The organism is Flavobacterium sp. UBA7663, from assembly GCF_002483315.1.
Classification (GTDB): Bacteria; Bacteroidota; Bacteroidia; order Flavobacteriales; family Flavobacteriaceae; genus Flavobacterium.
This window is the reverse complement of sequence record NZ_DLHR01000015.1, coordinates 208,940-233,014: the sequence shown is the minus strand read 5'-3', so window position 1 is coordinate 233,014 and position 24,075 is coordinate 208,940. Positions and strand designations below refer to the sequence as shown.

At 29.7% G+C, this 24,075-nt stretch carries 14 protein-coding genes; 6 read left to right on the top strand and 8 right to left on the bottom strand.

Annotation, left to right across the window (positions count from 1 at the left end; translation table 11 throughout):
* Position 1 precedes the first annotated feature (1 nt).
* From B2741_RS05630 to B2741_RS05610, 5 genes are read left to right on the top strand one after another with little or no spacing between them, the layout of a single operon-like run.
* Positions 2 to 1,147: a glycosyltransferase family 4 protein gene (locus tag B2741_RS05630; protein ID WP_291136217.1), complete on the top strand. Its 1,146-nt coding sequence runs from the start codon at positions 2 to 4 to the stop codon at positions 1,145 to 1,147.
* A gap of 3 nt (positions 1,148 to 1,150) precedes the next feature.
* Positions 1,151 to 2,692, top strand: a complete 1,542-nt coding sequence (locus tag B2741_RS05625; protein WP_291136216.1) for a glycosyltransferase family 2 protein — start codon at positions 1,151 to 1,153, stop codon at positions 2,690 to 2,692.
* A gap of 1 nt (position 2,693) precedes the next feature.
* A complete protein-coding gene (locus B2741_RS05620; protein ID WP_291136214.1) occupies positions 2,694 to 3,686 on the top strand; it encodes a glycosyltransferase family 2 protein in 993 nt (330 codons plus the stop codon).
* Positions 3,686 to 4,702 carry an ATPase gene (locus tag B2741_RS05615; RefSeq protein ID WP_291136212.1) on the top strand — a complete coding sequence of 339 codons (1,017 nt, stop codon included), beginning with the start codon at positions 3,686 to 3,688 and terminating at the stop codon, positions 4,700 to 4,702. Before B2741_RS05620 ends, B2741_RS05615 begins: the two co-directional genes overlap by 1 nt.
* Positions 4,677 to 5,579 carry an FkbM family methyltransferase gene (locus B2741_RS05610; protein WP_291136210.1) on the top strand — a complete coding sequence of 301 codons (903 nt, stop codon included), beginning with the start codon at positions 4,677 to 4,679 and terminating at the stop codon, positions 5,577 to 5,579. The genes B2741_RS05615 and B2741_RS05610 overlap by 26 nt, the downstream gene beginning before the upstream one ends.
* Before the next feature lie 23 nt (positions 5,580 to 5,602).
* Here the strand turns inward: B2741_RS05610 and B2741_RS05605 are convergent, their stop codons facing one another.
* The 8 genes from B2741_RS05605 to B2741_RS05570 form a co-directional block, all read right to left on the bottom strand.
* The gene (locus B2741_RS05605) at positions 5,603 to 6,043 is read right to left on the bottom strand and encodes a response regulator (RefSeq protein WP_291136209.1); all 441 of its coding nucleotides are present in this window, start codon (positions 6,041 to 6,043) and stop codon (positions 5,603 to 5,605) included.
* 148 nt (positions 6,044 to 6,191) lie between these two features.
* Positions 6,192 to 11,141: a PAS domain S-box protein gene (locus tag B2741_RS05600; RefSeq protein WP_291136207.1), complete on the bottom strand. Its 4,950-nt coding sequence runs from the start codon at positions 11,139 to 11,141 to the stop codon at positions 6,192 to 6,194.
* Positions 11,142 to 11,299: 158 nt separating this feature from the next.
* Positions 11,300 to 11,686 carry a response regulator gene (locus tag B2741_RS05595; protein ID WP_291136205.1) on the bottom strand — a complete coding sequence of 129 codons (387 nt, stop codon included), beginning with the start codon at positions 11,684 to 11,686 and terminating at the stop codon, positions 11,300 to 11,302.
* 15 nt (positions 11,687 to 11,701) lie between these two features.
* Positions 11,702 to 12,661 carry a response regulator gene (locus B2741_RS05590; protein ID WP_291136203.1) on the bottom strand — a complete coding sequence of 320 codons (960 nt, stop codon included), beginning with the start codon at positions 12,659 to 12,661 and terminating at the stop codon, positions 11,702 to 11,704.
* A gap of 1 nt (position 12,662) precedes the next feature.
* Positions 12,663 to 13,088 (bottom strand): response regulator, encoded by a 426-nt coding sequence (locus tag B2741_RS05585; protein ID WP_291136201.1) that lies wholly within the window; start codon positions 13,086 to 13,088, stop codon positions 12,663 to 12,665.
* Between the two features lie 145 nt (positions 13,089 to 13,233).
* Complete coding sequence (locus B2741_RS05580; protein ID WP_291136199.1) at positions 13,234 to 14,148, bottom strand: sensor histidine kinase; 915 nt, start codon at positions 14,146 to 14,148, stop codon at positions 13,234 to 13,236.
* A 4-nt stretch (positions 14,149 to 14,152) separates the two neighbouring features.
* The gene (locus tag B2741_RS05575; protein WP_291136197.1) at positions 14,153 to 15,757 is read right to left on the bottom strand and encodes an ATP-binding protein; all 1,605 of its coding nucleotides are present in this window, start codon (positions 15,755 to 15,757) and stop codon (positions 14,153 to 14,155) included.
* Positions 15,754 to 19,746, bottom strand: a complete 3,993-nt coding sequence (locus B2741_RS05570) for a PAS domain-containing protein (RefSeq protein ID WP_291136195.1) — start codon at positions 19,744 to 19,746, stop codon at positions 15,754 to 15,756. Before B2741_RS05570 ends, B2741_RS05575 begins: the two co-directional genes overlap by 4 nt.
* Before the next feature lie 281 nt (positions 19,747 to 20,027).
* Between B2741_RS05570 and B2741_RS05565 the strand changes: the two genes are divergently transcribed.
* The gene (locus B2741_RS05565; RefSeq protein WP_291136193.1) at positions 20,028 to 24,032 is read left to right on the top strand and encodes a gliding motility-associated C-terminal domain-containing protein; all 4,005 of its coding nucleotides are present in this window, start codon (positions 20,028 to 20,030) and stop codon (positions 24,030 to 24,032) included.
* Positions 24,033 to 24,075: the final 43 nt, after the last annotated feature.

The following is a 24,075-nucleotide window of genomic DNA, read 5'->3' as shown; positions in this document are numbered from 1 at the left end:
CATGCACGTTGCTTTTTTAACTCCAGAATATCCACATTCGAAAATAAAACATTCGGGTGGTTTGGGCACTAGTATTAAAAACTTAGTGGTGGCTTTGGTTGCAAAAGGGGTAAAGGTGACGGTTTTTGTATATGGTCAACCAAAATCGGAAGTTTTTGAAGAAAATGGAGTTACTTTTCATTTTATTTCAAACAAAAAATATCGATTTGGGAAATGGTTTTTTTACAGAAAATATCTTCAAAAGCATATCAATTCGGTCGTTAAGAAAGAGAAAATAGATGTAATTGAAGCACCCGATTGGACAGGAGTTACTGCTTTTATGAATTTTGATATTCCGTTGGTAATTCGTTTTCATGGAAGCGATACCTATTTTTGTCATATTGAAAAAAGAAAACAGAAGTTTAAAAATCGTTTGTTTGAAACCTTAGCGGTAAGAAAAGCAAAAGGGTTTATTGCTCCAACAAAATATGCAGGTGAAGTTTCTGCCGAACTTTTTGGATTGCACAAAGAGCAAATAAAAACCATTAATTATGGTTTAGATTTGGCTCAATTTAATAATGAACATCCAGAACGTTTCGAAAAAGGACTTGTTTTGTACATTGGAACTATCATACGAAAAAAAGGCGTTTTAGAATTGCCTGAAATTTTTAATAAAGTAAGAAATCAATTTCCAGAAGCCAAATTGGTATTAATTGGTGGCGATTCTGGAGATGTAGTAACAGGAAATAAATCTACTTGGGAATTAGTTAAGCAACAGTTTCATAAACAGGATTTGGAACAGGTTTCTTATTTAGGTAAAATACCTTATAACGAAGTGCAAGATTACATTAAAAAGGCGAATGTTTGTGTATTTCCCACTTACGCTGAAACCCTTGGAATGGTCACTATTGAATCGATGGCAATGAAAAAAGCTGTGGTAAATAGTAACATTGGTTGGGCACAAGAATTAATGGAAGATGGGAAAAGTGGTTTTTTAGTGCATCCAGCTAATCATGAATTGTTTGCGCAAAAAATAAGCACAATTTTAAATGATACTGATTGTAATACTAGAATGGGTAACGAAGCTAGATTATATGTTGAAGCCCATTTTGATATTACCAAAAAAGTAGAAGAAAATATAAATTACTATCAGCATTTGATAAAGTAAAAGATGAACCTAACTTTTGTACATGATTTTAAAAAAGTTACAGCAATCTATCAAGATTTAGCTGCCGTTTCATCGTTTGATTCTTCTAAAGATATTCAGGGATTACTTTTCGAGTTTGCGCAACAGTTTCCATTGGCTCAATTAATTTGGGTGCACGAATCGTTAGTAAATCAAGTGAATCAGAATTGGATTGAAAACAACGTTAGAAGTCAGGTGATGTTTTTTTATAATCCATCGGAAACGGAATTTTTATCTGATAAAGTTGGTTATGTAGAACCTTCTCCATTCATTAAAATTAATAAAAAAGTTAGTTTTGCCAGTTGGCAAGCAAGTTCTTTTGTAGGGACTATTTCGGCTCAAGATTTTGTGAGTTTCGGAAGTCGATTCTTCAAGGATAATTTTAGTTTTGGTTATTTTTTAACCATAATGGCAAAAATTGGTCATAGAAATGGATTGCGAACGTATTCAAACCCTAATTTACTTCAAGAAGAAAAGAAAGTAACTTCGCATATTGGAACCACAAAAGAACTCTTTCATTGGACGGCGCAATATTATGGATTTTCTAAATGCTTACAATTGTTTTTACTTTTTGTATTGTATGAAAAACAATTTCCAATTGCTTCATTAATGCGTGTGATTTCGGTAAAGCGAATTACTTTTGACAGAAATGCTAAAAAAGGGCAAGAAGTTTCAAATGTAGATTTTTCAGAAGTAACTTTAGATGTTTTGATTCCAACTATTGGTAGAAAAAAATATTTGTATGATGTGCTTTGTGATTTAAGAACGCAAACGAAAATTCCAAATCGGATTATAATTGTAGAGCAAAATCCACAAGAAAATAGTCAGTCTGAATTAGATTATTTGAAGAATGAAATTTGGCCTTTTGAAATAATTCATCATTTTATTCATCAAACAGGTGCTTGCAATGCAAGGAATATCGCTTTGAAGGAAGTAAAAAGCGATTGGGTATTTTTTGCAGATGATGATATCAAATTAGCATCTACTTTTATTGAAGAAAGTTTGAAAAACATATTAAAAACTAATGAAAAAGCCTTTACTTTAGCTTGTTTTAGACCTAATGAAGTTCCTGTTTTTCATCACATGATGCATTGGGATACTTTTGGTTCTGGCTGTAGTATTGTGAAAAAGGAAGCATTGCAAGGTTTGTCTTTTGATATGCGTTTTGAAAATGGTTTTGGAGAAGATGCCGAATTTGGAATGCAATTGCGTAATAAAGGTTTTGATATTATCTATTTGCCACAACCTCAAATTTTGCATTTAAAAGCTCCAGTAGGCGGATTTAGAGTTAAACCTACTTTTCCTTGGCAAGAAGAACAATTTCAGCCTAAACCTTCGCCAACAGTGATGTTATTTAAAAAAATGCATCATAGCAAGGCGCAAATTTTAGGTTATAAATTGAATTTATTTTTAAAGTATTATAAAAATCAGTCGATAAAAAATCCGTTTAAATATTACAAAACCATGCAAAGGCAATGGGAAGTGAGTGAAAAATGGGCTGAAAAATTAAAATCACAATCAAAATAATATGGTATTTACTTTAATCATTTGTACATATAAACGTTCGCAACCTTTATTGAAGCTTTTGCTTTCGGTGCAGCATCAAACGTTGTATCCAAATGAGATTTTGATTATTGATGGTTCACCAGATGATTTCACCAAGGAAATGCTAACTCAAAATTCGTTTCAAAATTTGAAGTATTTCAAAGTAGAAGAAAGCGATAGAGGTTTAACGAAGCAACGTAATTATGGTATTGCAAGAGTTCACGAAGCAACTGAAATAGTTTGTTTTTTAGATGATGATACGGTTTTAGAATCCAACTATTTTGAAGAAATTATAAAAACGTATACTTTATTTCCAGAAGCATTAGGTGTTGGCGGATATATTACGAATGAAACACATTGGACCAAAACAACTTCAGATTATCAAGCTAAAGCAAATGAGTTTTATTATGATGGTTGGAAAAGAAAAGATGGTTCCCGATTTGTTTGGCGAAAAAAGTTAGGCTTAGATAGTAATCGACCTCCTGGTTGTTTGCCTGAGTTTTCTCATGGAAGAAGTATTGGTTTTTTACCACCATCAGGAAAAATTTATGAAGTAGAACAACTTATGGGTGGTGTTTCTTCTTTTAGAAAATCAGTTTTTCAAGAATTTCAATTTTCAACCTATTTCGAAGGATATGGCTTGTATGAAGATGCCGATTTTACACTTCGATTATCAAAAGTTGGTAAATTATATATCAATACCAATGCCCAATTAGGACATTATCACGATGCCTCAGGTCGACCAAATAAATTTGCTTATGGAAAAATGGTGGTGCGAAATGGTTATTATGTATGGCGTGTGAAATATCCAAATCCGTCTTTTAAAGCAAAAATTAAATGGCATTTGATTACGTTATTATTAACTGCTATACGATTTACAAATATTGTTACCACTTCAAAACGAAAAGAAGCTTTTACCGAAACTTTAGGAAGAATGTCAGGATGGTTCACTTTGTTTTTTAATCCTCCACTATAATGTTGTATTTACTTAAAAAGAAAATAAATCGAAAACTTAAAGAGTTTAGAGAAAATTACCAACATGTTCGTTTTTACAACGGAACAGAGGAAGTGTTGTTTTTAAGCTTAAAACGAAATACAAAAGTTAGAACGTATCTCAATCTTATTTTCAGGTTGCAACAGCAGTATCAGCAACCTATTGTGATTGAGTTTTCTTTGTTTCGTTATTTTGTATTGGTTAAGTGGTTTAAAGAATTGGACTTTATTTATTTCTCAAAACCATTTCAAAAACCTAAGATTTATCGTTTATTTTCGCACCAAAGAAATACCGATTTCCAAATAAATTTTAATTACAAAAAAGTATATACTACGGATGAATATGTAAAAGAGGCAGTTCCTTACATAATGCATCCAAGAAATTATATGATTGCTAAACCTGAATTATTAGAAAAACAAGTTGGAATTGTAATGAGTGGAAACTTTGAAGCTAAAATTTACGATTCGGATGTGATTACTAAAAATTTCAATCTATTAAACCGTTGGCAAATTTACAATCAAATAATACAACATGCTGCCCTAGTTTCTGTATCAGGAATTGAATTCAAAGAACAGTTTGTTAAGGGTGTTTTTTTAGACAAATTTGTAGTAATGAAATGGCAACAAGGCGCAATTCCTTCAGAAGAATGGCGTCATTATTTATCATCTGCTAAATTTTTATTTTGTGCACCCGGAATGACAATGCCTATGTGTCACAATGTAATAGAAGCTATGTCAGTAGGAGTAGTGCCTATCATTAATTATCAAAATTGGTTAAATCCGAGTTTGGTAAATGGAAAAAATGCTTTGGTTTACCAATCTAAAGAAAGTATTTTTAGAGTTATTGATAAGGCTTTGAAAATGAGCGATTCAGAATACAGAGAACTTCAAAAGAATGCAATAGATTTTTACGAATCGTATTATAAAGATTATGATTTTGAAGCCAATAGATTTCAACCTTTAATTTTATTAAATGAAGATAGCAAAGACCTTATTTAAAAAATATAAATATATTCTTAAGAGATATCAATCTTTTAAAACGAATCCTTTAACTAAGTCGAATCCATTTTGGGCTTTGATGAAGTATTTATATATTAATTTTTTGCTTTATGTGTTAAAAAGAGAAGTTACAATCACGTATCTAAATGGGATTAAAGCTAAAGTTAAAAAAGGCGATGGTATTGTTGGAAATTATCACTCAGGATTACATGAAGCTTCAGATTCTCTTTTTTTGATGCATTTGCTAAGAGAAGGAGATTCTTTTTTAGACATTGGAGCTAACGTTGGACATTATACTTTATTAGCAGGTTTGTATTCAAAATGTAAAGTAACAGCAATTGAGCCTATTCCTTCAACATTTGAACGATTATCAAACAATGTTAAAATAAACAAAAACAATTGGAAACATCAACCAGAGTTGTTAAATATTGGTTTGTCAAATGAATCGGGAGAATTAGTTTTTACCAATCAACAATTTACCACTAATAAAGTTTCTACTAGTGGACACGGAGTAAAAGTTAAAGTAAGCACGTTAGATGAAATATGCTCAAACCAGGTTCCTGATTTTATAAAAATTGATGTAGAAGGTTATGAGTGGTTTGTATTAAATGGAGGATTAAACACTTTATCGAATTCTAAGCTTAAGTTAATTCTTATTGAGTTAAATGAATCAGGGAAGAATTTTAATATTCAAGATGAACAAATTATTCACCTACTAAAAGATAAAGGATTTTTGCCTTATGTGTTTGATCTTGAAACGAAAGCTTTTGCAGAAATTGACTTTAAAAACACAAATCAGTTTAATACGTTGTTTATTAAAGATTTAGATTTTGTTTGCAATAGAATAAGAACAAAACTTTTAAAGCCGCAATTTTAAATGTTTCTTTGACAATGTTCTTTTTATTTTTCATTTGGTAATGTACAAATCTCTAGCCAAAAATTTTCAATTTTTAGTATGGCGTCAAGAAAATCATGCATATCTAAAGGTTTTTTTACATAACTGTTACAATTATTATCATACGCTTGACTAATGTCATTAGAAAATGAGGATGTTGTTAGCATAATAACAGGGATTTTCTTGAGATTAGCATCTTGTTTAATTTGTTTTAGCACTTCATGACCATTATAAATTGGTATGTTTATATCTAAAAGTATAAGGTCAGGTTTTTTTACTTCTAAAAAAGAATTTCTGTTATAAAGAAAATCCAGTGCTTCTTGACCGTTTTTTGCTACACTGATTTCTGTTTTGATTTTGCTTTCTTCAAAAGCATCTCTTGTAAGTAATATATCTCCTTCGTTATCTTCAACTAAGAGAATGTGTACTGTTTTTTTTGATTCCATATTTAATTTGTTTTGTTAAAGATGTAATTTCGTATTTACTTCCTTTTTTAATTATAATTAACTTCTTTACAATTTGTTTTACCATTAATATGATTGTTTTTTTTATTAAACTGTTGTTTCTTTTTATTTAATTGGTTTAATCTAATTGTTATTTGTTTTTAGGTATTTCAAAATAAAATGTTGAACCGATATTAATTTCAGATTCAACCCAAATTTTACCGCCTAAATAATCTATATGGCGTTTAACAATTGAAAGTCCTATTCCTGTTCCCTCGTATTCTTCTCGATTATGTAAACGTTGAAATATGACAAAAATCTTATTATAAAATTTTGAATCAATTCCTATTCCATTGTCTTTTACAGTAAATACCCATTTGTTTTCTTCTTCCTTACAACTAATAATGATGTTAGGCGCTTCTTCTTTTTTTGAATATTTTATGGCATTATCTAAAAGGGAATGAAATACTTGTGTTATACCTGTTTTGTAAGTTAGAATATTGGGTATTTTTTCGTGAGAAATGGTTGCTGATTTTTCAGAAATTATTTTTCCTCTTAATAGTTTAAAATCAGAAATTATTTCATTTACATCTACCATTTCAATCAAGTCTGTTGGTCTTCCTGCTCTAGAATAATCTAAAAGGTCTAAGATAATTTGCTTCATTCGCTTTGAACCGTTTGTTGCAAAATCTATATACTGTAAAGCTTTATCATCTAATTTGTCTTCATATTTGCGTTTTAGCTGATCCATAAAGCTTGAAATCATTCGTAATGGTTCTTGTAAGTCGTGAGATGTTATAAAAGCAAATTGTTCTAATTCTTCATTAGAGCGTTCTAGTTCTTTTGCATATGACTGTAAGGATTCGTTTAAGGCAACAAGTTGAGCTTCATGGTTTTTTTGCTCCGTGATATTTGTCATTGCACCAATCATTCTAGTGGCTTTTCCTTTATTATCACGTATAATTATTCCTCTGTCAATAACATAAACTATTTTTTCAGATTCGTTAAAAATTCTATATTCTGCTTCCCATCTATTTACTAAAGGATTTTCTAGAGCATTAGATAAACTTTTTTTGGTTTTTTCAACATCATCAGGATGAAATTTGTTATTCCAAAATTGATTTTCATTTAAATTTGATGGTGTGTCTTCGCCAAAAAACTTTTTAATATTTTGAGATCTAAAAAATATTTTTTCTTTGATATTCCAATCCCAAATAGCATCATTTGTTGCTTGTGTTACTATTTCAAAACGTTCATTTGCTTGAAGAATTCTTGCTTCTGATTTTTTACGTTCTGTTATATCTCTAATGAAGGCACAGAAAAATAAATCTTCTCCTTGATTTATAGGTATTACTGTTAGTTCAATTGGAAATTCATCTCCGTTTCGTTTGATGGCACTCAATTCTAACAGTACGTTAAGGGCTCTTCCTTCTCCCGTTTTGAGATAGTGTTTCATGCCTTCTCTATGGTATTTTCTGTAAGGTTCAGGTACAATTAGTTCTGATAGTTGTTGTCCTAGTGCTTCTGTTTCTTTCCAACCAAAAATTATTTCTGCTTTATGATTCCAAAAAGTGATTGATTCATTTGTATCGATGCAAATAATTGCATCTAATGCTCCGCTCATTATCAATCTTCTTTTTTCCTCACTATCTCTAATTTCTTTCTCGGTTTTTTTTCGTTCAGTTATGTCTAATATAACTGCTAAAAATCTTTTTTGGGTATTTTCTGGAACTAATTGCAAATGTACTTCTACCGGATAAAGGCTTCCATCTTTTCTCTTATGGTTTGTAAAAAAGATTAGTTTTTCTTTTTCATTATTCATCAAAGGGGCAACTAATTCTTCAAATGCAGCTATAGTATAATCAGGTTTAATATCAATTGGAGTTAGTTTCTTAATTTCCTCAGCTGTATATCCAATGTTAATTAGCGCACCTTTATTGACATACAAGAATTGGAAAGTATTTGAATCAAAAATATAAATTTCATTAAGACTGTTTTCAAGCGTGTTTTGTAAACTATTTTTTTGAATTTCTACAATTTTTTGGTCGTTAATATCTTGAAAACTTCCATATAAACGGGTACATTCTCCATTTACCATTTCAGCATTTCCTAGACTTCTAATCCATCTTTCATTGTTTTTAGCAGTAACAATTACGGCTTCAAATTCAAAAGGGACACCAGTTTCTATACTTTTAGTTACATTTTTGGTAACCATTTCCTTAAAATCGTCTCTATAAAAGTTAATACCACTATTTAAATCAGGTTTAAATGATATTGGGTCAGCTTCATGTAGTTCATACAGTATATCAGACCAATACATTTTATTTTCTATTCTATCAAGTTCCCAACTTCCAATTTTTGCTATTTTAGTTGTTTGTGCTAATAGTTCTTCATTTTTAGTTTCTTGAGTAATATCTAATAATATAGAATTGAAAAGAATTGTACCATCTATTGAAAATTCAGGTTTTCCAAAACCTTGTAGTACTCGCTTTTCTCCATTTGGTGTAAGTGTTCGAAATCTTGCTGACCAATTTGTTTTATTTGTTATAGAATCAATAATGCTTTGTTTCACTAGCTCCATGTCGCCACCAGCTTTGGTTTGACTCCATGCTAAATTTATGTTATTAGTAATTTCTTCTGCGCTATATCCCCAAATTTTTTCAGCTCCTTTACTTACGTTTCTTATTTCTTCACGATTATCTGGATATATTAAGTATTGATATACTACACCAGGAATGTTGTCTGATAGATTTTGTAATCGGGCTTCGGCTTCTTTACGGTCGGTAATGTCTTGAAAACTACCTGTGAATTTTATGCACTTTTCTTCAATGTATTCTGGGTTTGCTATAACTCTAATCCATCTTTCTTTTTTGTTTTTAGTTATGATGATGGCTTCGTAATCTAAATAAGTTCCGTTGGCAATGCTATTGTTAATAAGCTCTGTAACATGTTCTTTATGTTCTTCTTTGTAAAATTCTATTGCTTTTGATATATCAGGAATAAAGGTATTAGGATTCGTTTCATGTAATTGATGAACTTCTTCAGACCAAAAGAGTTTATTTTCTAAAAGATCATAGTCCCAACCCCCAACTTTTGCAAGTTTACGAGTTTGTCTGTTAATTTCACGTAGTTTCTTCTCTTCAGTGATGTTTTTTGCGGTTGCATAAATAAGCCCTTCATCTTCAGATGAAGTAGATGTCCAGCTTAGCCAAATTACTTTTCCACTTTTAGTTATATATCTATTTTCGAAGCTAAACGTAATTTGTCCTTTAGTAATATTTACTAATTCATTTTTAGAAATTTTTTTGTCTTCGGGATGTAAAAAAACATCAAAAGGCTGATAAAGGATTTCTTCTTCTGTATACTCCAACATTTCACAACCGCCTTTATTTATTTTTAAAAATCTTCCATGAAAGTCTGTTATACATAGTATATCTGGAATGGTGTCGTACAAGCGGCGAAGGTCGTTTTCTAGTTTTTTACGGTTAATTTCTGATCCGATAAATTGCTCAAAGTGTTCAAATAGTTTGTAATATTTATTTAGTGCGTTTATTCCATTTTGAGTAGTTACTAATAACACACCTACCATTTGATTATTAAATATTAGTGGAATTCCAGCAGTGTTTTTAATTTTCGATTTTTCTGAACCCACAATGAGTTCAAAATCATCTTTATCACAAATATCTTCCCAAATTAATATTTTTCTTTCACTCCAAACAGCACCTTGTAATCCTCTGTCAAGTTCACAAGTTTTAAATGTATTAGTTGATTTATAAGAGTTAGTTGCATTTGAAGAATTTGATTTTTTAGCAATTAATTGCAATTGTGTTTTCTCAATATTAGGTAACCAAAGTTCTACAAAATCAAAGTAGCCAAATTCGGCTATTGTTTGACACAGTAAATTTGAAGTGGACGTTAAATCTTTTTCTGTTGAAAAGTTTAGACTTATTTTACTTAACAGTTCTTTTTCAAGTTCCTTGTTTTTTTGTTCCGTTACGTCTCTTTGTATAGCTATCCAATGTGTATAGGTACCTTTTTCATCGGCAACAGGTGAAACGGTAAAATTATTCCAAAACTCCTCTCCATTTTTTTTGTAGTTTAAGATAGTAATTTCACAGGATTCCCATTTCATTAAGGCATTGTTTAATTTTTTTAGTTCATTTTTGTCAGTATTAGGTCCTTGAAGAAATTTTGTTGTTTTACCGATTGTTTCAGAAGCCATATAGCCCGTCATTTCTGTAAAAGCATTATTTACATATATGATTTTAGGTCCAGACTGATCAAAAGGTTCAATTTCTGTAATTACAACACTATCCTTAGTATTTGTTATGACACTACTAAGTAATTTTAATTGGTGCTCTTCTTTTTTTTGTTTGGTAATATCTCTTGAGTTTGCAACTATTCCTTTAACTGCTGGATTGTCTAACATATTAGTTAGTACTGTTTCTATCCAGCGCCATTCATTTTTACCATCTTTAAATCTGAAAGGTTCAACAATTATTTTTTTTTCAGTAGTTATTCGCTGAATGTAACTAGTTGCCTTTTCAATATCATCTGGGTGAATAAAGTCAAAAATGGTATTTCCTTGAAACTCTTCTGGTGTAATTCCTAATATTGCGGTTGTGGTTGGGCTGGTGTAGCTATATCTACCATTGGTGTCAATTATGCTAATCATATCTCCACCTTCTTGTACTAATGCTTTAAATCGTTGTTTGCTTTGATATATTTGTTCTTCTTGTTCAATTCTTTTGGTAATGTCTTGACAAACAATAAGTATGCACTTACGATTATTAAAATCTAATTTATGTCCGTTAATTTCCATTTGGATTAGAGAACCGTTCTTTTTTTGATGGGTAAAAATGCCAAAGTAGATGTTTCCATTTTGGTTTTTTATGGTTGCAAGAGCATTAATAAGGTTTTCTATTTCTTGAGACGGTCTAATGTCTTTTATTGTTAGCTTAAGAAATTCTTCTCTGGAATATCCATAGTGTTCAATAGCAGCAATGTTTACATCTAGAATTTGAAGTGTTTGATAGTCGTATATCCACGATGGTAGTGGATTTAGATTAAAAAGATTAGAGTTTACAAGTTCTTGACTCATCATTAATTGCTTTTATATTGAACTGAAATTTCGAATTCTTAAATTAACAAATAATTTATTGATAATCAATTGTTTAATTTGAATTTTATTAAGATTTAGCTCAGAAAGTATTGTAGGTGAGTTTTGTTGAGATTTTTGGGGTATTTCTCTTTTTTTGTTTATAGTTTGTTCTTTTCTTTAATTTCTATTAAGACTTCTTTGCAAATGGGTTTAGATAAGTATTTTTTAATTAGTGGAAATTGCGTAGCTTTTTCCATATCTGCTTTATTTATTGATGATGTGAGTAAATAAATTGTTGTATTTTGCGATGTAATAAAAGGTTCAACTTTGCTTAGAAATTCCCAACCATTCATTTCGGGCATATTAATGTCTAGAAATATAACATATTTTTCATTTTTATGATATTCTTTTTCTAAATAATTAAAGGCGTCTTTACCATTGCTGAATGTTTCAATTTCTTGAGAAATAGCAATAAGTTCTAAATTCTTTTTTAGAATTATTATTGAAATCGGATCGTCATCTATTATGAAAATATATTTTTTCATAGGCAAGATTTTTAGTTACATATTATGTGTTTTATTTACTATTTCATTGATACTATTTTCTAATTCTATTACAGATTGGTTAAGGTGAAACAACAGTTCTTTGTCTTTTACTGATTCGGTTTCATTTATTAATTTTATCAAGCCTAAAATATTTGTAAGTGGCGCTCTTACTACGTGAGATTGAATCCAAGCAATATCTCTTAATTTTGTGTTTTGACTTTCAATTTCCTCTAGATGTTCAATGTTTTTTGTTATATCGTTACTTACAATAATAATAGCTTCTTTTCCATTATGTACGATTTTATTGTATTTAACTTCTGTTATGATTGAATCTCTATTCTTTTTAAAATGTTTTTGAGTTATAATGGTTTCATGATTATTAAAATCAATAGCATTTTCATTAAAAATGGTTCTAATGGGTTCATTAATTAACTCTTCTTTTTTAAAGCCATAAAGTTCTTCACAAGCTTTATTAATATCTATTATGAAATTTGTATCTGAGTCTATTACAAAAATAGGTTGTGGACTTAGTTGAAATAAATCGTTATATAATTGTTCAGATTCTTTAATTTTTATAATATTTTTAAAGCGTTCAATGTTGTAAACTAGGCTTTTGTATAATATGGCACTATTAATTTCATCTTTTAAAAGATAGTCAGAGGCACCAAGAGCTATTGCTTTCAATGCGAATGAAAAATCAGAATATCCTGTTAGTACCACAACAGGTATTTTGTTTGATATTTTTAAAACTTCTTCTACTAATTCAGTTCCACTTTTGTCTGGTAATGAGAGGTCCAAAAAAATTATATCACAATTATCAAGACTTTCATTTGTTTGTTTAAATTCGCTAAATCTTTCAAAATGCTTTATTGTAGGCAGTTTTATTTTTTCACTTAAATATTCTTCTAAAAGGAAAAAATCGCCTAAATTGTCTTCAATGACTATTATGTTATACTTTTTTTCGTCTACAATCATATCATTTTTTAGATGGTAGTTTACATATTTTAAACCAATAATTACTTAAAGTATTAATGGTTTCAAAGAAATCATTAATATCTGCTGGTTTTGTTATAAAACAATTTGCCTGGCTTTCATAAGTTAAGTTTATGTCGCTAATAGCTGAGGACGTAGTTAACATTACAACTGGTATATGTTTAGTTTTTTCGTTCTCTTTAATTAATTTTAAAACTTCATGACCATTTAATAGTGGTAAGTTAATATCTAAAAGAATGAGGTTAGGAAGTTCCGAATCATCTTGCTGATTAAACAAAATGTTGATGGCTTCTTTTCCATTTCTGGCTACCAGAATATCTGTTTTAAAATCGCATTCTTCAAATGCTTCTGTAGTAAGTACAATGTCTCCTTCATTGTCTTCTACTAATAAAATTTGATTTTTTCTCATTAGGGGTAGTAGTTTTGTGTTGTTTGTTTGTCATAAAGATACTTTAATTTTTTTAAAATATATTATAAATCTGACAAATTTCAATTAACACGATTTTCGAAGAGATTAAAATAATAATTTTAAAGTGTTTATAATTGTACTTTTTTTATGTTTTTTTTGGTAACGTAAAGGAGAATGTGCTGCCTTTATTTATAATAGAATCTATTTTTATTTTTCCTCCTAATATTTCAATTGCTTTTTTTGTTATTGGTAAACCAGCGCCAGTGCCTTGATTTTTAATGTTAAAGTTAATTCGTTGAAAGAGTTCAAATATTTTTTCGTGATATTCGGATTCAATCCCTATTCCATTATCTGTGCATATAAATACCCAATGGTCAAATTCTTCTTTAAAAGTAATTGTTAAAAGTAATTTTTCTTCCTGTTTTTTAAATTTTATAGCGTTTTCAATTAAGTTTTTAAAAATTAAATAAATTAAATTTTCATCTGTTTTAATAGTTGGTAAGTTTGAAAAAGTAACATTATAATTTTCATACTTATATTCAGTTATTATTTTTTCTAAAATAACATTCAAATCAACAGTAGAAATAATAATGTTTTTACCAATTTTCGAGTATTCTTGTAGATTCAAAATACTTTTCCTCATATAATAAGCACCTTCAATTGCAAACTTTATATAGCTATATCCTTGTTCATCAATACTATGCTTGTATTTCTTTTCCAAATTAGTCAAAAAACTGATGATAATTCGATTTGGCTCCTGAAGGTTGTGAGAAGCTAAAAAGAAATAATTTTCTAGCTCTTTATTTGTTTTTTCTAGTTCAAAAGACTTCTCTTTAAGTTCACTCATCTTTTGACGAATAGCTGTGTTGTGTTTTTTTAATAAAATATACAATAAAATTCCCGTCGAAATCACAAAAAATGTTCCTTTTATGTTTTGAAAATTTGTAATTTTTTCTTGGGTATTTTTCTCAATGAATAAAAGCACAAAATGGTCACTTAAGAATATCCATAATATCCCAATAACTATATATAGCAATGTTATCTTAAGTTCTGATTTCATGTTTTTATTCTTTTGGCAAAGTAAAATAGAAAGTACTACCTATGTTTATTTCAGATTCTACCCAAATTCTTCCGTTTAAATTTTCAACTATTTTTTTTACAATTGCTAATCCCATACCGCTACCTTTATCTTCTTCTCTTATATGTAGTCTTTGGAATAAAATAAATATTTTTTCAAGATATTCATTTTCAATTCCAATACCGTTGTCTTCTACTGCAATAGTTATGGTTTTTTCTGTTTCATCAACTACTTTTATGTTTACAATTGGAGTTGTGTTTTCTTTGGCATACTTGAAAGCATTACTTATTAAGTTTTGAAAAATTTGTTGAATAGGAGAGCGAAAAGAATGTATGGTAGGTAAATTTTCGTAGTTTATTTTTCCTTTTTCATTTTCCATTTTATAAAATATTTCAATTTCTTGTATTATTTTATTTAAATCGATACTTTCTTTTTTATCATTGTATTTTCCAACTCTAGAGAATTCTAATATATCAAGAATTATATTCTTCATTCTTTTTGCTCCATCAACAGCAAAAAATATGTATTTTTTTCCTTTTTCATCGATTACATCATTGTATTTTTTTTCTAACTGTGTTAAAAAACTCGTTATCATTCGCAAGGGTTCTTGTAAATCATGCGAGATAATGTAGGCAAAATATTCTAATTCTTTGTTTACTTTAGTTAACTCATTAGCTCTATTTTCTAATTCTAAATTTAATTTTTCTAAATCTGCTGTTTTTTTATCTACTAAAATTTCTAGTTTTAGCGGGTCTTCTGCAAGTTTTCTGAGGTATAAAGCGATTATTACGCTTAAAACGATACCGTAAATTAGAAACTCGATGGATCTATTTAAATATTTGGGTTCTTTTAATTTCACATACAAGTACCAATCTCCTGCAGGTAAAAAGGATTTATGAATAATTCCTTTGTTGAAATCAGCATCGTTTTTAAAAAATTTAGGTCCGTTTAAACCGCCATTTTTTTGTACAATTTGATATTCAAAGTTTGAAGTTGTTCCAAAGTCGTTTATGTGAATTGCTTTTAAAAAAGTGTCAGTCTTAATGATAACAGCAGAAAATCCCCAAAATTTACCATTTTTGTAAATAGGCTCTCTACCTACAATGCCCATGCCTCCTTGAATTAGCTGCAATGGTCCTTCAAAAAATATTTTGTTTTTTGTAATTGCATCTTCTGCTGCTTTTTTGTGAAGGCTGTCAGTACTAAGATTATAGCCAATAGTTTTTTCATTACCATTTAAAGGATATGTTTTTACAATTTTAAATCCTTTTACTAATTGAACAGCATCAATGTATCTGTTTTTCTCTATTAGACTTTTTGCAACGGCCCCAAATTCTTGATCTTCTAAGTTTTTTTCCGCAATAAAACTAATTACTTTAACTACGTTTGAACTATAGTTTATAGTGCTTTCTAGTTGGTTTTTTAACTTAAATGATTCTTCTTTAACTTTTATGAGCTCATTTGCATACTCATTGTTGTAAATTCTGTAGGTTAAGAATATACTAATGATAAGTAGTATGAAAAAGGATATTATGGCAAGTTGATTTGGCCAATAATCTAAACATTTATTTATTCTTCTTAGTAGGTTCATTTTTTAGGTAATGTAAAATGAAACGTTGAGCCTTTGTTTACTTCAGATTCAACCCAGATAGTTCCATTTAGGTTTTCTATTAATTTTTTTACTATGGCTAGACCAACGCCGTTGCCACCATATTCATTTTTTGTATGGAGTCTTTGAAAGATAACAAATATTTTTTCTAAATATTCTTTTTCCATTCCAATTCCATTGTCTTTTATGCTAAACAGCCAATTTTTATCATGTTCAGTAGCATCTATACTTATATTTGGGGGATTATTTTCATTTTGATATTTTAAAGCATTTCCTATAAGGTTATGAAAAATTTGGATTAAAGGTATTTTATATGAAATAATGACAGGCAAATTAGCATACAGAATTGTAGCTTTTGTTTCTTTTATTTTTTGATTATTCATTTTACATGCTTCATCAATTATTTTGTTTAAATCTATGCTTTCTTTTTCTTCTTCATTTTTTCCTATTTTTGAGTATTCTAATATGTCTAAAATTATATTTCGCATTCTGTAAGCACCATCAACAGCAAAATCGATGTATTGTTTTCCTTTTGCATCTAAGATATTATGGTATTTTTTTTCAAGTTGACTTAAAAAACTGGTTACCATTCGTAAAGGTTCTTGTAAGTCGTGAGAAGCAATATAAGCAAATTGTTCTAATTCTTGATTAGATTTAATCAATGCTTTGGTTTGAATTTGTAATTTTTTATTTAAAATTCTTAAAGAATCTTCTTGTTCTTTTCTATGTGTTATATCTTGAAGAGCTCCAACAATTCTAATCGCTTTACCTAGTTCATCTCTAATGATTACACCATTATTTACAATATAGGCGTAATTTCCGTCTGCTTTTTTATACCAATATTCTTTTTTCCAATCTTGTTTTTTAGGGTTGTTGATTGCTTTCACAAGAGAGTTAATAACATCGTCTGCTTCGTCCTCTTTGACTCTTGATTTTATTAAGTCTAAAATGTTGCTATTAAATATATAACTAGGCACTTTGTGTCCAAATGTTTTAAAGAATCCTTCACCTCTATAAAGAGTGTTTTTCTCTAAATTCCAATCCCAAATAGCATCGCTAGTAGCAGCAGTTGATTTTTCAAAACGATCGTTAGAAGCTTTTAAAGCATCTTCATGTTTTTTTGTGCTTGTTATGTCTTTATAGTAGATAGATAAACCGCTTTTCGATGGAGACGCTGTTATATCTAGCCATATTTTTAATTCTTCAAAATAATCTTGAAAATTAATTGCTTTTTGAGTTTCAAATGCTTCTTTGTAATTTTTCTCATAAATAGTTCCTAAGAGTTGTGGAAATACTTCCCAGAAAATTTTTCCAATTATTTCTTCCCTTTTCATGTTAACTATAATCTCCGATTTTTTATTCCAATAGTTAACTCTCCAATTTTTATCTAGCGAAATAAAAGCATCATCAATACTTTCTAGAATGTCGTTTTTTTCTTCAAGCGATTTTTTTAAAGCCAAACTAGTAGTTTTTCTTTGAATAGTAGTGGCTAAATTAAATATTATGTTTGATAGGAATGTTATTTCGCTAATTGTCCAAACACGTTCGTTGTAGCAATCGTCAAAGCCAATAAACCCATGAAGGCGATTATTTATGATTATGGGTAAAACTAAAAATGATTTAATATTTTGTTCGCTTACGTTTTTTTTAAGTTTTCCATCTGGTAATTGAGATGTAATTGCAGAAATTAATTCCCCATTCATTAAAGGATTGAAAAAATCTGTAAATTCTTCAATCGGAACATTTTGTAGTTTGGGATTTTCAATTTGAGAGTCAGCTTTATTTTTTGACCACTCAATTTTTTGACTACATGTTGCGCCATTATTATCGCCATTTTCATCTATTTCAAAATAATATACACGGTCTACATTTATAGTTTTTCCTGCAATTTGAAATACATTAATTAGTGACTCGTGCCAATCGTCTGAATAAATTAATTCGGTAATTACATTTGTAATAGAGGATAAGTAAATGTTTTTTTGAGCTAAATCTAATTCGTTACTTTTTTGAATCGTGATATTTTGAATACTGCCTAAAATTTTAGCTTCTTTGTTTGGCTTGTTAAATTCTGCTTTACCAATGCATCTTACCCATTTGAGGTTGTTAGAGGTAATGATTCTAAATTCTGTATCAAAATTTTCTCCGAATTTTATAAGGTTGAGAAATAATTTTTTTGTTTTCTTTTGGTCTTCTTTATGTGTGAAGTTTAATAAAAATTCTAAATTAATTTTTGCATCATCTTCTAATTCTAGAATATCTCTAACTACTTTCGAGAGAAAAAAATAAGGATTTTTATAATTGTTATTATATTCCCAACTTCCAATTTCTGCTAACTTTGCGGTTTCGTTAAAAAGGTGTTGTAATTCAATCATATCAGTTATGTTTCTTCCATAAGCGAATGACGATTTTTCATCTCCAAAAACTTCAGAAGAACTCCATGCTATCCATTTATATTCTCCTTTTTTTGTTCTATATCTGTTTGTAAAATTGTTAGCTCTTCTTAATCCAGAAATAGTTTCAGTATATTCAGTTTCTGTTTGTTTTAAATCATCAGGATGTAAAAAGTAAGTAAATTTGTTTTCTGTTAATTCTTTTTTAGAAAAACCTAATAGCTCGCAAAAAGCAGGATTAACTTTAGTAAAATACCCATTTGAATTTGCAGTTGCAATAATATCGGGAGCACTTTCAAACATTAATAAGTGCGTTTCTTCTTGTGTTTTTCGGGCTATTTCAGAGCCTAAAAATTCACTTAACGATAAGTAAGGCTCTATTTTTAACTGATCAAGAGTTAAGTCTTCTTTAGAAAAGAATATTAAACTCCCAATGAATTCATCATTGTTAAATAATGGGATTCCGAGTAATGAATTTACACCAATTTTTTTAGCACTAGGAGCTCTTAATAATTTCTCTTCAATTTCTTTTCCTCTCCAAAGTTGATGCTTTCTAGTTTTCCATATTATTCCCGGAAGTCCAACACCTTTTGCAAATTCAGTTTGTTTTTTTGTTTTAGAATAAAATTCTTCAACATTTTTATTTTTAGAATTCCATTTTTTTAGTTGTATACTGCTTTTACATGAGTTTAAAAGCCAAATTTCAGTTGTTAAAAAATCGTCATAAAGTGTTAGATAATTTAATATGTCATTTAAAATTTCATCTATTTTTTTATTTGCTTTGAACAATAGTGAGATTTGATTTTGTACTTTTTTTTGAATTTCAATTACTTTTTTTGAGGAAGTGTCTCTAAGAAGTCCAATCATCTTTATTGGTTTTCCTTCATTATTTCTAATTAAAATTGCATTTTCCTCTACGTAAGCATAGGAATTATCTTTTCTTTTGAATCTAAACTCTTTAGTCCATTGATTTTTCTTAGGGTCGTTTAAAAACAAGTCCCATTCATTTTTGTGTCTTTCGTTGTCTATTGGATGCATCAATTTTGACCAATCCATTAATTTAAACTTTATATTAGTAAAGTCGTACCCAAAAACTCTTTTAAAACCTTCACCCCAACTAAATAAATCGTTTAAAATGTCCCATTCATAAATAACGTCATTAGAAATTTTGTTTAGCAACTCAAATTTTTCACTGGTTTCAATAAATTCAGTAATGTCTTGAAAAACACCCACTATTTTGATAGGTTCTTGATTTTCATCTTTAATTACTTTACCTGAGGAAATAATGTGCTTAATTTTATTATTTTGAGTTATAAATCTCTTTTTAACTCGATATTCTATTCCCTCTTCAATTGCAAGTGTCATTTTTTGCAAGGCCAGTTCTCTGTCTTCTGGGTGAATAACTTCTAGTCCAATACTTATGTTTAACTCATTGTCTGTGGGTTCCATTTCTAATATACGAAATACTCCTTTAGACCAATATAACTTATTTGTAACAAGGTTTAATTCCCAACTTCCAGTTTTTGCAACAAATTCTGTTTGCTCTACTATTTCTTCGATATAATTCTGCTTTTCTAACATAATGTTAAGGGGTAAAAAGGTCTTTGAGTTATCAATAAGTTGATAGGTGAGAAGTTTTGGGTTTTGTAAATTTACGAAAAAAAGTTTTACAAAAAACAAGTGTTTTAGTGAATATGTGGTTATTGTAAGTGTTTGTATATCAAAGTATTTTTGGATATGGTTACTTATTTTACACTTATTAATAAAATCATTACAGTTATTACTTCTACTTAGGGAATCATAAAATGTTGAAGGACTTTTGTTTGAGTTCTAAGCTAAGTTTTTCCCTAAAATGTAGAATTATGAGAAAGTTAATGTTTGTAAAATTGTATGAAGTTGAAGTATATACTTTTTTTATTTTATTTTTATTTTGTTCAAATATAAGCAATGCACAATGTGTAAATGGTTCAATAAGACCAGCAGATAGTTTTACTTATACCTTATGGTCGCCTAGATGTTTAAATGGAACAGATGGTGAAATTAGATTGTCAAATATATCAAGTACTGCTGGTACAAATGATTTTACAAATCAAGGATATCAAGTTCGAATTTTAAGTGGACCAGGTGGAGCCAGAAATTTTCCAGTTTCTTTAAATGCAAGTACTTACACCATCACAGATTTAGCAGCAGGAACCTACATTGTAGATATTATTGATCAATGTGGAGGAAATAGCTCTGACAAGACTATTGTTGTTCCTAATGGTTTAAATAATACTACAATTGTATCAACCTCAATTGTACATGTTGATAGAAAAACAGGAACTACTTCTACTGCTTGTGGTGATATTTTAAAGTTTAGAATAAAAACTTCTTCTGGAACTACAAGTGGAAGTGTTACCTATAATTTCACAAATACATTAGGACAAAGTATTACTGTAGTAAATACAATACCACAGTCAGCGGTTTCAAATATTAGAAATTTTCTAACAGATTTTGAATTACCAATTTCATTTTTTAATAATACTGATATTACTTATTCTGCTTACAATGATTGTGGTTCTGTAAGAGGAGGAAGTTTAAGTTTGCCAACTGTTCAAGAATTGTTTTTTGATACTCCAAGAATTCAAACTTTTCCAGATCCTTCAAATCCTTGTACTGTTGGATATGATGTAAAGATATTTAGAAACAATTTAGTAAATCCTGTTTATGTTGAAGTTGAAGATGTAAATAATCCAGGACAGCCTGTTGTAAATATTTTTGGAAATACAATAATAGGTCATCACGTTGATTTGTCTCACTACAATAGTGTGTCTCAAGGAGCTTCAATGGCAATTAGTTTGGGGTTGAGATATGGAGTAAGTTATAAAATCACACTTACTGATGCATGTGGTTTTACAACTCAAAAAGAAATCAGACAAGATATTGCCTCTTTTCAACCTGAGATTGCTTGTACTACTTCTGCACGTGATGGTTCTGTTTTCTTTGATGATGTTTGTTTCTTGAATTTTAATGAAATGCAAGTTTCAAGTATGGCTACTGGACCCTTAACAATTACAGTTAATTCTGGACCATCAAATTACAGTACACAGTTTGATTCTGGAGTTTCAATTAATTCAAATCAAATTCAATATCCTTTTTCAATGGAGTTAAATAATCCGTTTGTTGCAAGTTTGTTAGCAAAAGATGGAGCAAAATCTTTTCCACCGGGTAATTATAATTTTACTGTAACAGATGCATGTGGTAAAACAAAAACATTTGATTTTGAAGCTAATTGCACACGAAGTACAGAAATGTCTTATGAATTAGGTAATTGTGGCGAAGTTCAATCTACCGTTTTGGTTTCTATGAGGGTCCCAACAGGGCTACAAGGAACTTTTGTAGCTATTTATAACTCGGATGGGACTATTCTTAATTCTGGTAGAATAAATAGTGGAGCTCCGTTCTTTTTTACTAGTGTTGCTGGTGGAACTATTAATTTTCAGGCGCCTATCAATGAAGATTATATTATTCGTTTCGGGGGAGTTACTGGTTTAAATAATAAAGTGCAACCTGTTCAATTTGGTGGTGTAAATGGGTTAACTAGATTAACAGATGGTTTTTTATATGAGTATGCTTTCAATACAACAATACAAACTTTCACTTTTGAATCTATAATAGCATGTGAAACCACAGTAAATATGGTAGCTACAGGAGGAAGAGCCCCTTATACTTACGCTTTGTATAATGATAATGGGAACCAACAAATTCATAATTACCAAAGTTCTTCTGTTTTTAGTGGGTTACAAGCAGGAAGTACTTATTTAGCTAAAACTATGGATGCTTGTGGTCGCGAGTTTGCTCAGTCTTTTTATGTATACAATGCTCCAAATCCTACTGTTTCAATAGCAAGTAGTGTGGGCTGTAATGGAACATTAGCTTCTGTTTTAATGTCTAATTTACCTAATCAATGGAAAATTCAAGAAATAGTATCAGGAACACAATATCAAGGAACTACATCAACTTTTTTGATTGACAATTTAAGTGTTGGAACCTACCAATTCATTTGTACCGATTTAACTACTCAATGCGCTAATCAACAGCAAATAGCAGTGGAAATTACAGCACCAACGTGTCCAGTAGCCAGTGATGATATTTTAGTTTATGCTCCTAATACAGAAGTTACTATTAACGCTTATCAAAATGATAATGCAGGAGCTGCCGTTAACCCAACAAGAATTCGATTTTTAGAACCTGTTAATGCTCTAAATAAAGAGTATTGTTTAGAAACTAATTTGATAGCATTTGATATGCCAAATGAAGGAAGATGGAGTATTGATATTATTTCTGGATTGATTCGATTTGTGCCTCAGGCTACTTTTTTTGGAAATCCTACAAGTGTAACTTATTTTATTAGAGATTATAATGAAAATATAAGCAATGAGGCTACAATAAGTTTTGACTTGTTGCCAGTTACACAATCTGATTTGTCAAATTATGTAATAGGCGAGTCGGTTACGATGAATTTAATCCAAAATGATACTATTGGTGATGTTGTAAATCCTAATACTATTGAATTTACAAATCCAACTGCACCTAATACAATAGTTAATGTTAGTGGAGCATCAATCTTAATGCAGGTTCCAGGTGAAGGTGTTTGGAATTTAAGTACAGTTAATGGTGAAGTGTCATTTACTCCAGAAGCTACTTTTACAGGAACTCCATCAATTCAATCGTACAGAGTTCAAGATTTTCAAGGTAATTGGTCTAATGTTTCCGACATTCAGTTAAGTTATAATTGTGTAGTAGATGTTGTTTGCCCTGTTTTTATAGATGAAATTGTTTCTTGTGCCTCAGAAATTCCTTCAGCTACTCAATTAGCCATAGCAGAATTTGAACAATTAGGAATCCATCCAGGAGAGATTATTGGCGAAGAGTGTAGTGATGTAGTTATTACCGCTTCAAATACTGGAGATACAGGTTGTGGAGGCGTTGTTGTAAGAACCTATACAATTACTTTTTATGATCCTCAAAATCGTGCAAATCAAGCTGTTTTAAATAGTTTTACTTGTAATCAAACTTTCTTAATTCAAGATAATGAGAACCCAACAATCCTTACTCAAATTCCAAGTAGTTTAACTTTGGCTTCAATAGACTTATTACCTACTTATACATTAGAAGCTACAGATAATTGTACTTCAGCAGTTGCAATAAGTTATGAAGAAGAGGTGATTTCAGGAACTTGTAGTTCTAATTCAGAAATTATTAGATATTGGCTGGCTACAGATTCTTGTGGAAATGTTGCAGAGTTGATTCAGCATGTGTATATTCAAGATACAACAATTCCGGAGTTTACATCATCTTTAGAAGCTGTAATTTATTCAGATTGTGAAAATTTACCAAGCGTTCCAGAAGTTGTTGCTGTAGATAATTCGAATACGGTTTCTATTACTTACGAAGAAACTCAAGAAGCAGGAGATTGTACAAGTCAATCAAAGATTTTTAGAAAATGGACAGCAATTGACGCTTGCGGAAACATTGCTTATCTGAATCAAGAAGTGGTGTTAAATTGTGGTGTAAAAATTTACAACGCTTTAACTCCAAATGGCGATGGTAAAAACGATTTCCTTTATTTAGAAGGAATTGAATGTTACCCAAACAACAAAGTGGAAATTTTTAACCGCTATGGTGCTAAAGTTTATGAAACTTCTAGCTACGATAATGTTACAAATGTTTTCAAAGGAGCTTCAGATAGTTCGATTAACGTATCAAATGGAGCATTACCTCAAGGAACTTATTTTTATGTGATTTCATACGATTACATTATTAACAATATAAACGATTTAAAAAACGTACAAAAAACAGGATACTTATATATAGCATCCAATTAGGCATTCATTTTATGGATATTTTGGGGAAGCTTATTACTCTGAA

Coding starts and splice junctions, on each gene's coding strand:
- B2741_RS05630 (WP_291136217.1), top strand. CDS start 2: ATGCACGTTGCTTTTTTAACTCCAGAATATCCACATTCGAAAATAAAA.
- B2741_RS05625 (WP_291136216.1), top strand. CDS start 1,151: ATGAACCTAACTTTTGTACATGATTTTAAAAAAGTTACAGCAATCTAT.
- B2741_RS05620 (WP_291136214.1), top strand. CDS start 2,694: ATGGTATTTACTTTAATCATTTGTACATATAAACGTTCGCAACCTTTA.
- B2741_RS05615 (WP_291136212.1), top strand. CDS start 3,686: ATGTTGTATTTACTTAAAAAGAAAATAAATCGAAAACTTAAAGAGTTT.
- B2741_RS05610 (WP_291136210.1), top strand. CDS start 4,677: ATGAAGATAGCAAAGACCTTATTTAAAAAATATAAATATATTCTTAAG.
- B2741_RS05605 (WP_291136209.1), bottom strand. CDS start 6,043: ATGGAATCAAAAAAAACAGTACACATTCTCTTAGTTGAAGATAACGAA.
- B2741_RS05600 (WP_291136207.1), bottom strand. CDS start 11,141: ATGAGTCAAGAACTTGTAAACTCTAATCTTTTTAATCTAAATCCACTA.
- B2741_RS05595 (WP_291136205.1), bottom strand. CDS start 11,686: ATGAAAAAATATATTTTCATAATAGATGACGATCCGATTTCAATAATA.
- B2741_RS05590 (WP_291136203.1), bottom strand. CDS start 12,661: ATGATTGTAGACGAAAAAAAGTATAACATAATAGTCATTGAAGACAAT.
- B2741_RS05585 (WP_291136201.1), bottom strand. CDS start 13,088: ATGAGAAAAAATCAAATTTTATTAGTAGAAGACAATGAAGGAGACATT.
- B2741_RS05580 (WP_291136199.1), bottom strand. CDS start 14,148: ATGAAATCAGAACTTAAGATAACATTGCTATATATAGTTATTGGGATA.
- B2741_RS05575 (WP_291136197.1), bottom strand. CDS start 15,757: ATGAACCTACTAAGAAGAATAAATAAATGTTTAGATTATTGGCCAAAT.
- B2741_RS05570 (WP_291136195.1), bottom strand. CDS start 19,746: ATGTTAGAAAAGCAGAATTATATCGAAGAAATAGTAGAGCAAACAGAA.
- B2741_RS05565 (WP_291136193.1), top strand. CDS start 20,028: ATGAGAAAGTTAATGTTTGTAAAATTGTATGAAGTTGAAGTATATACT.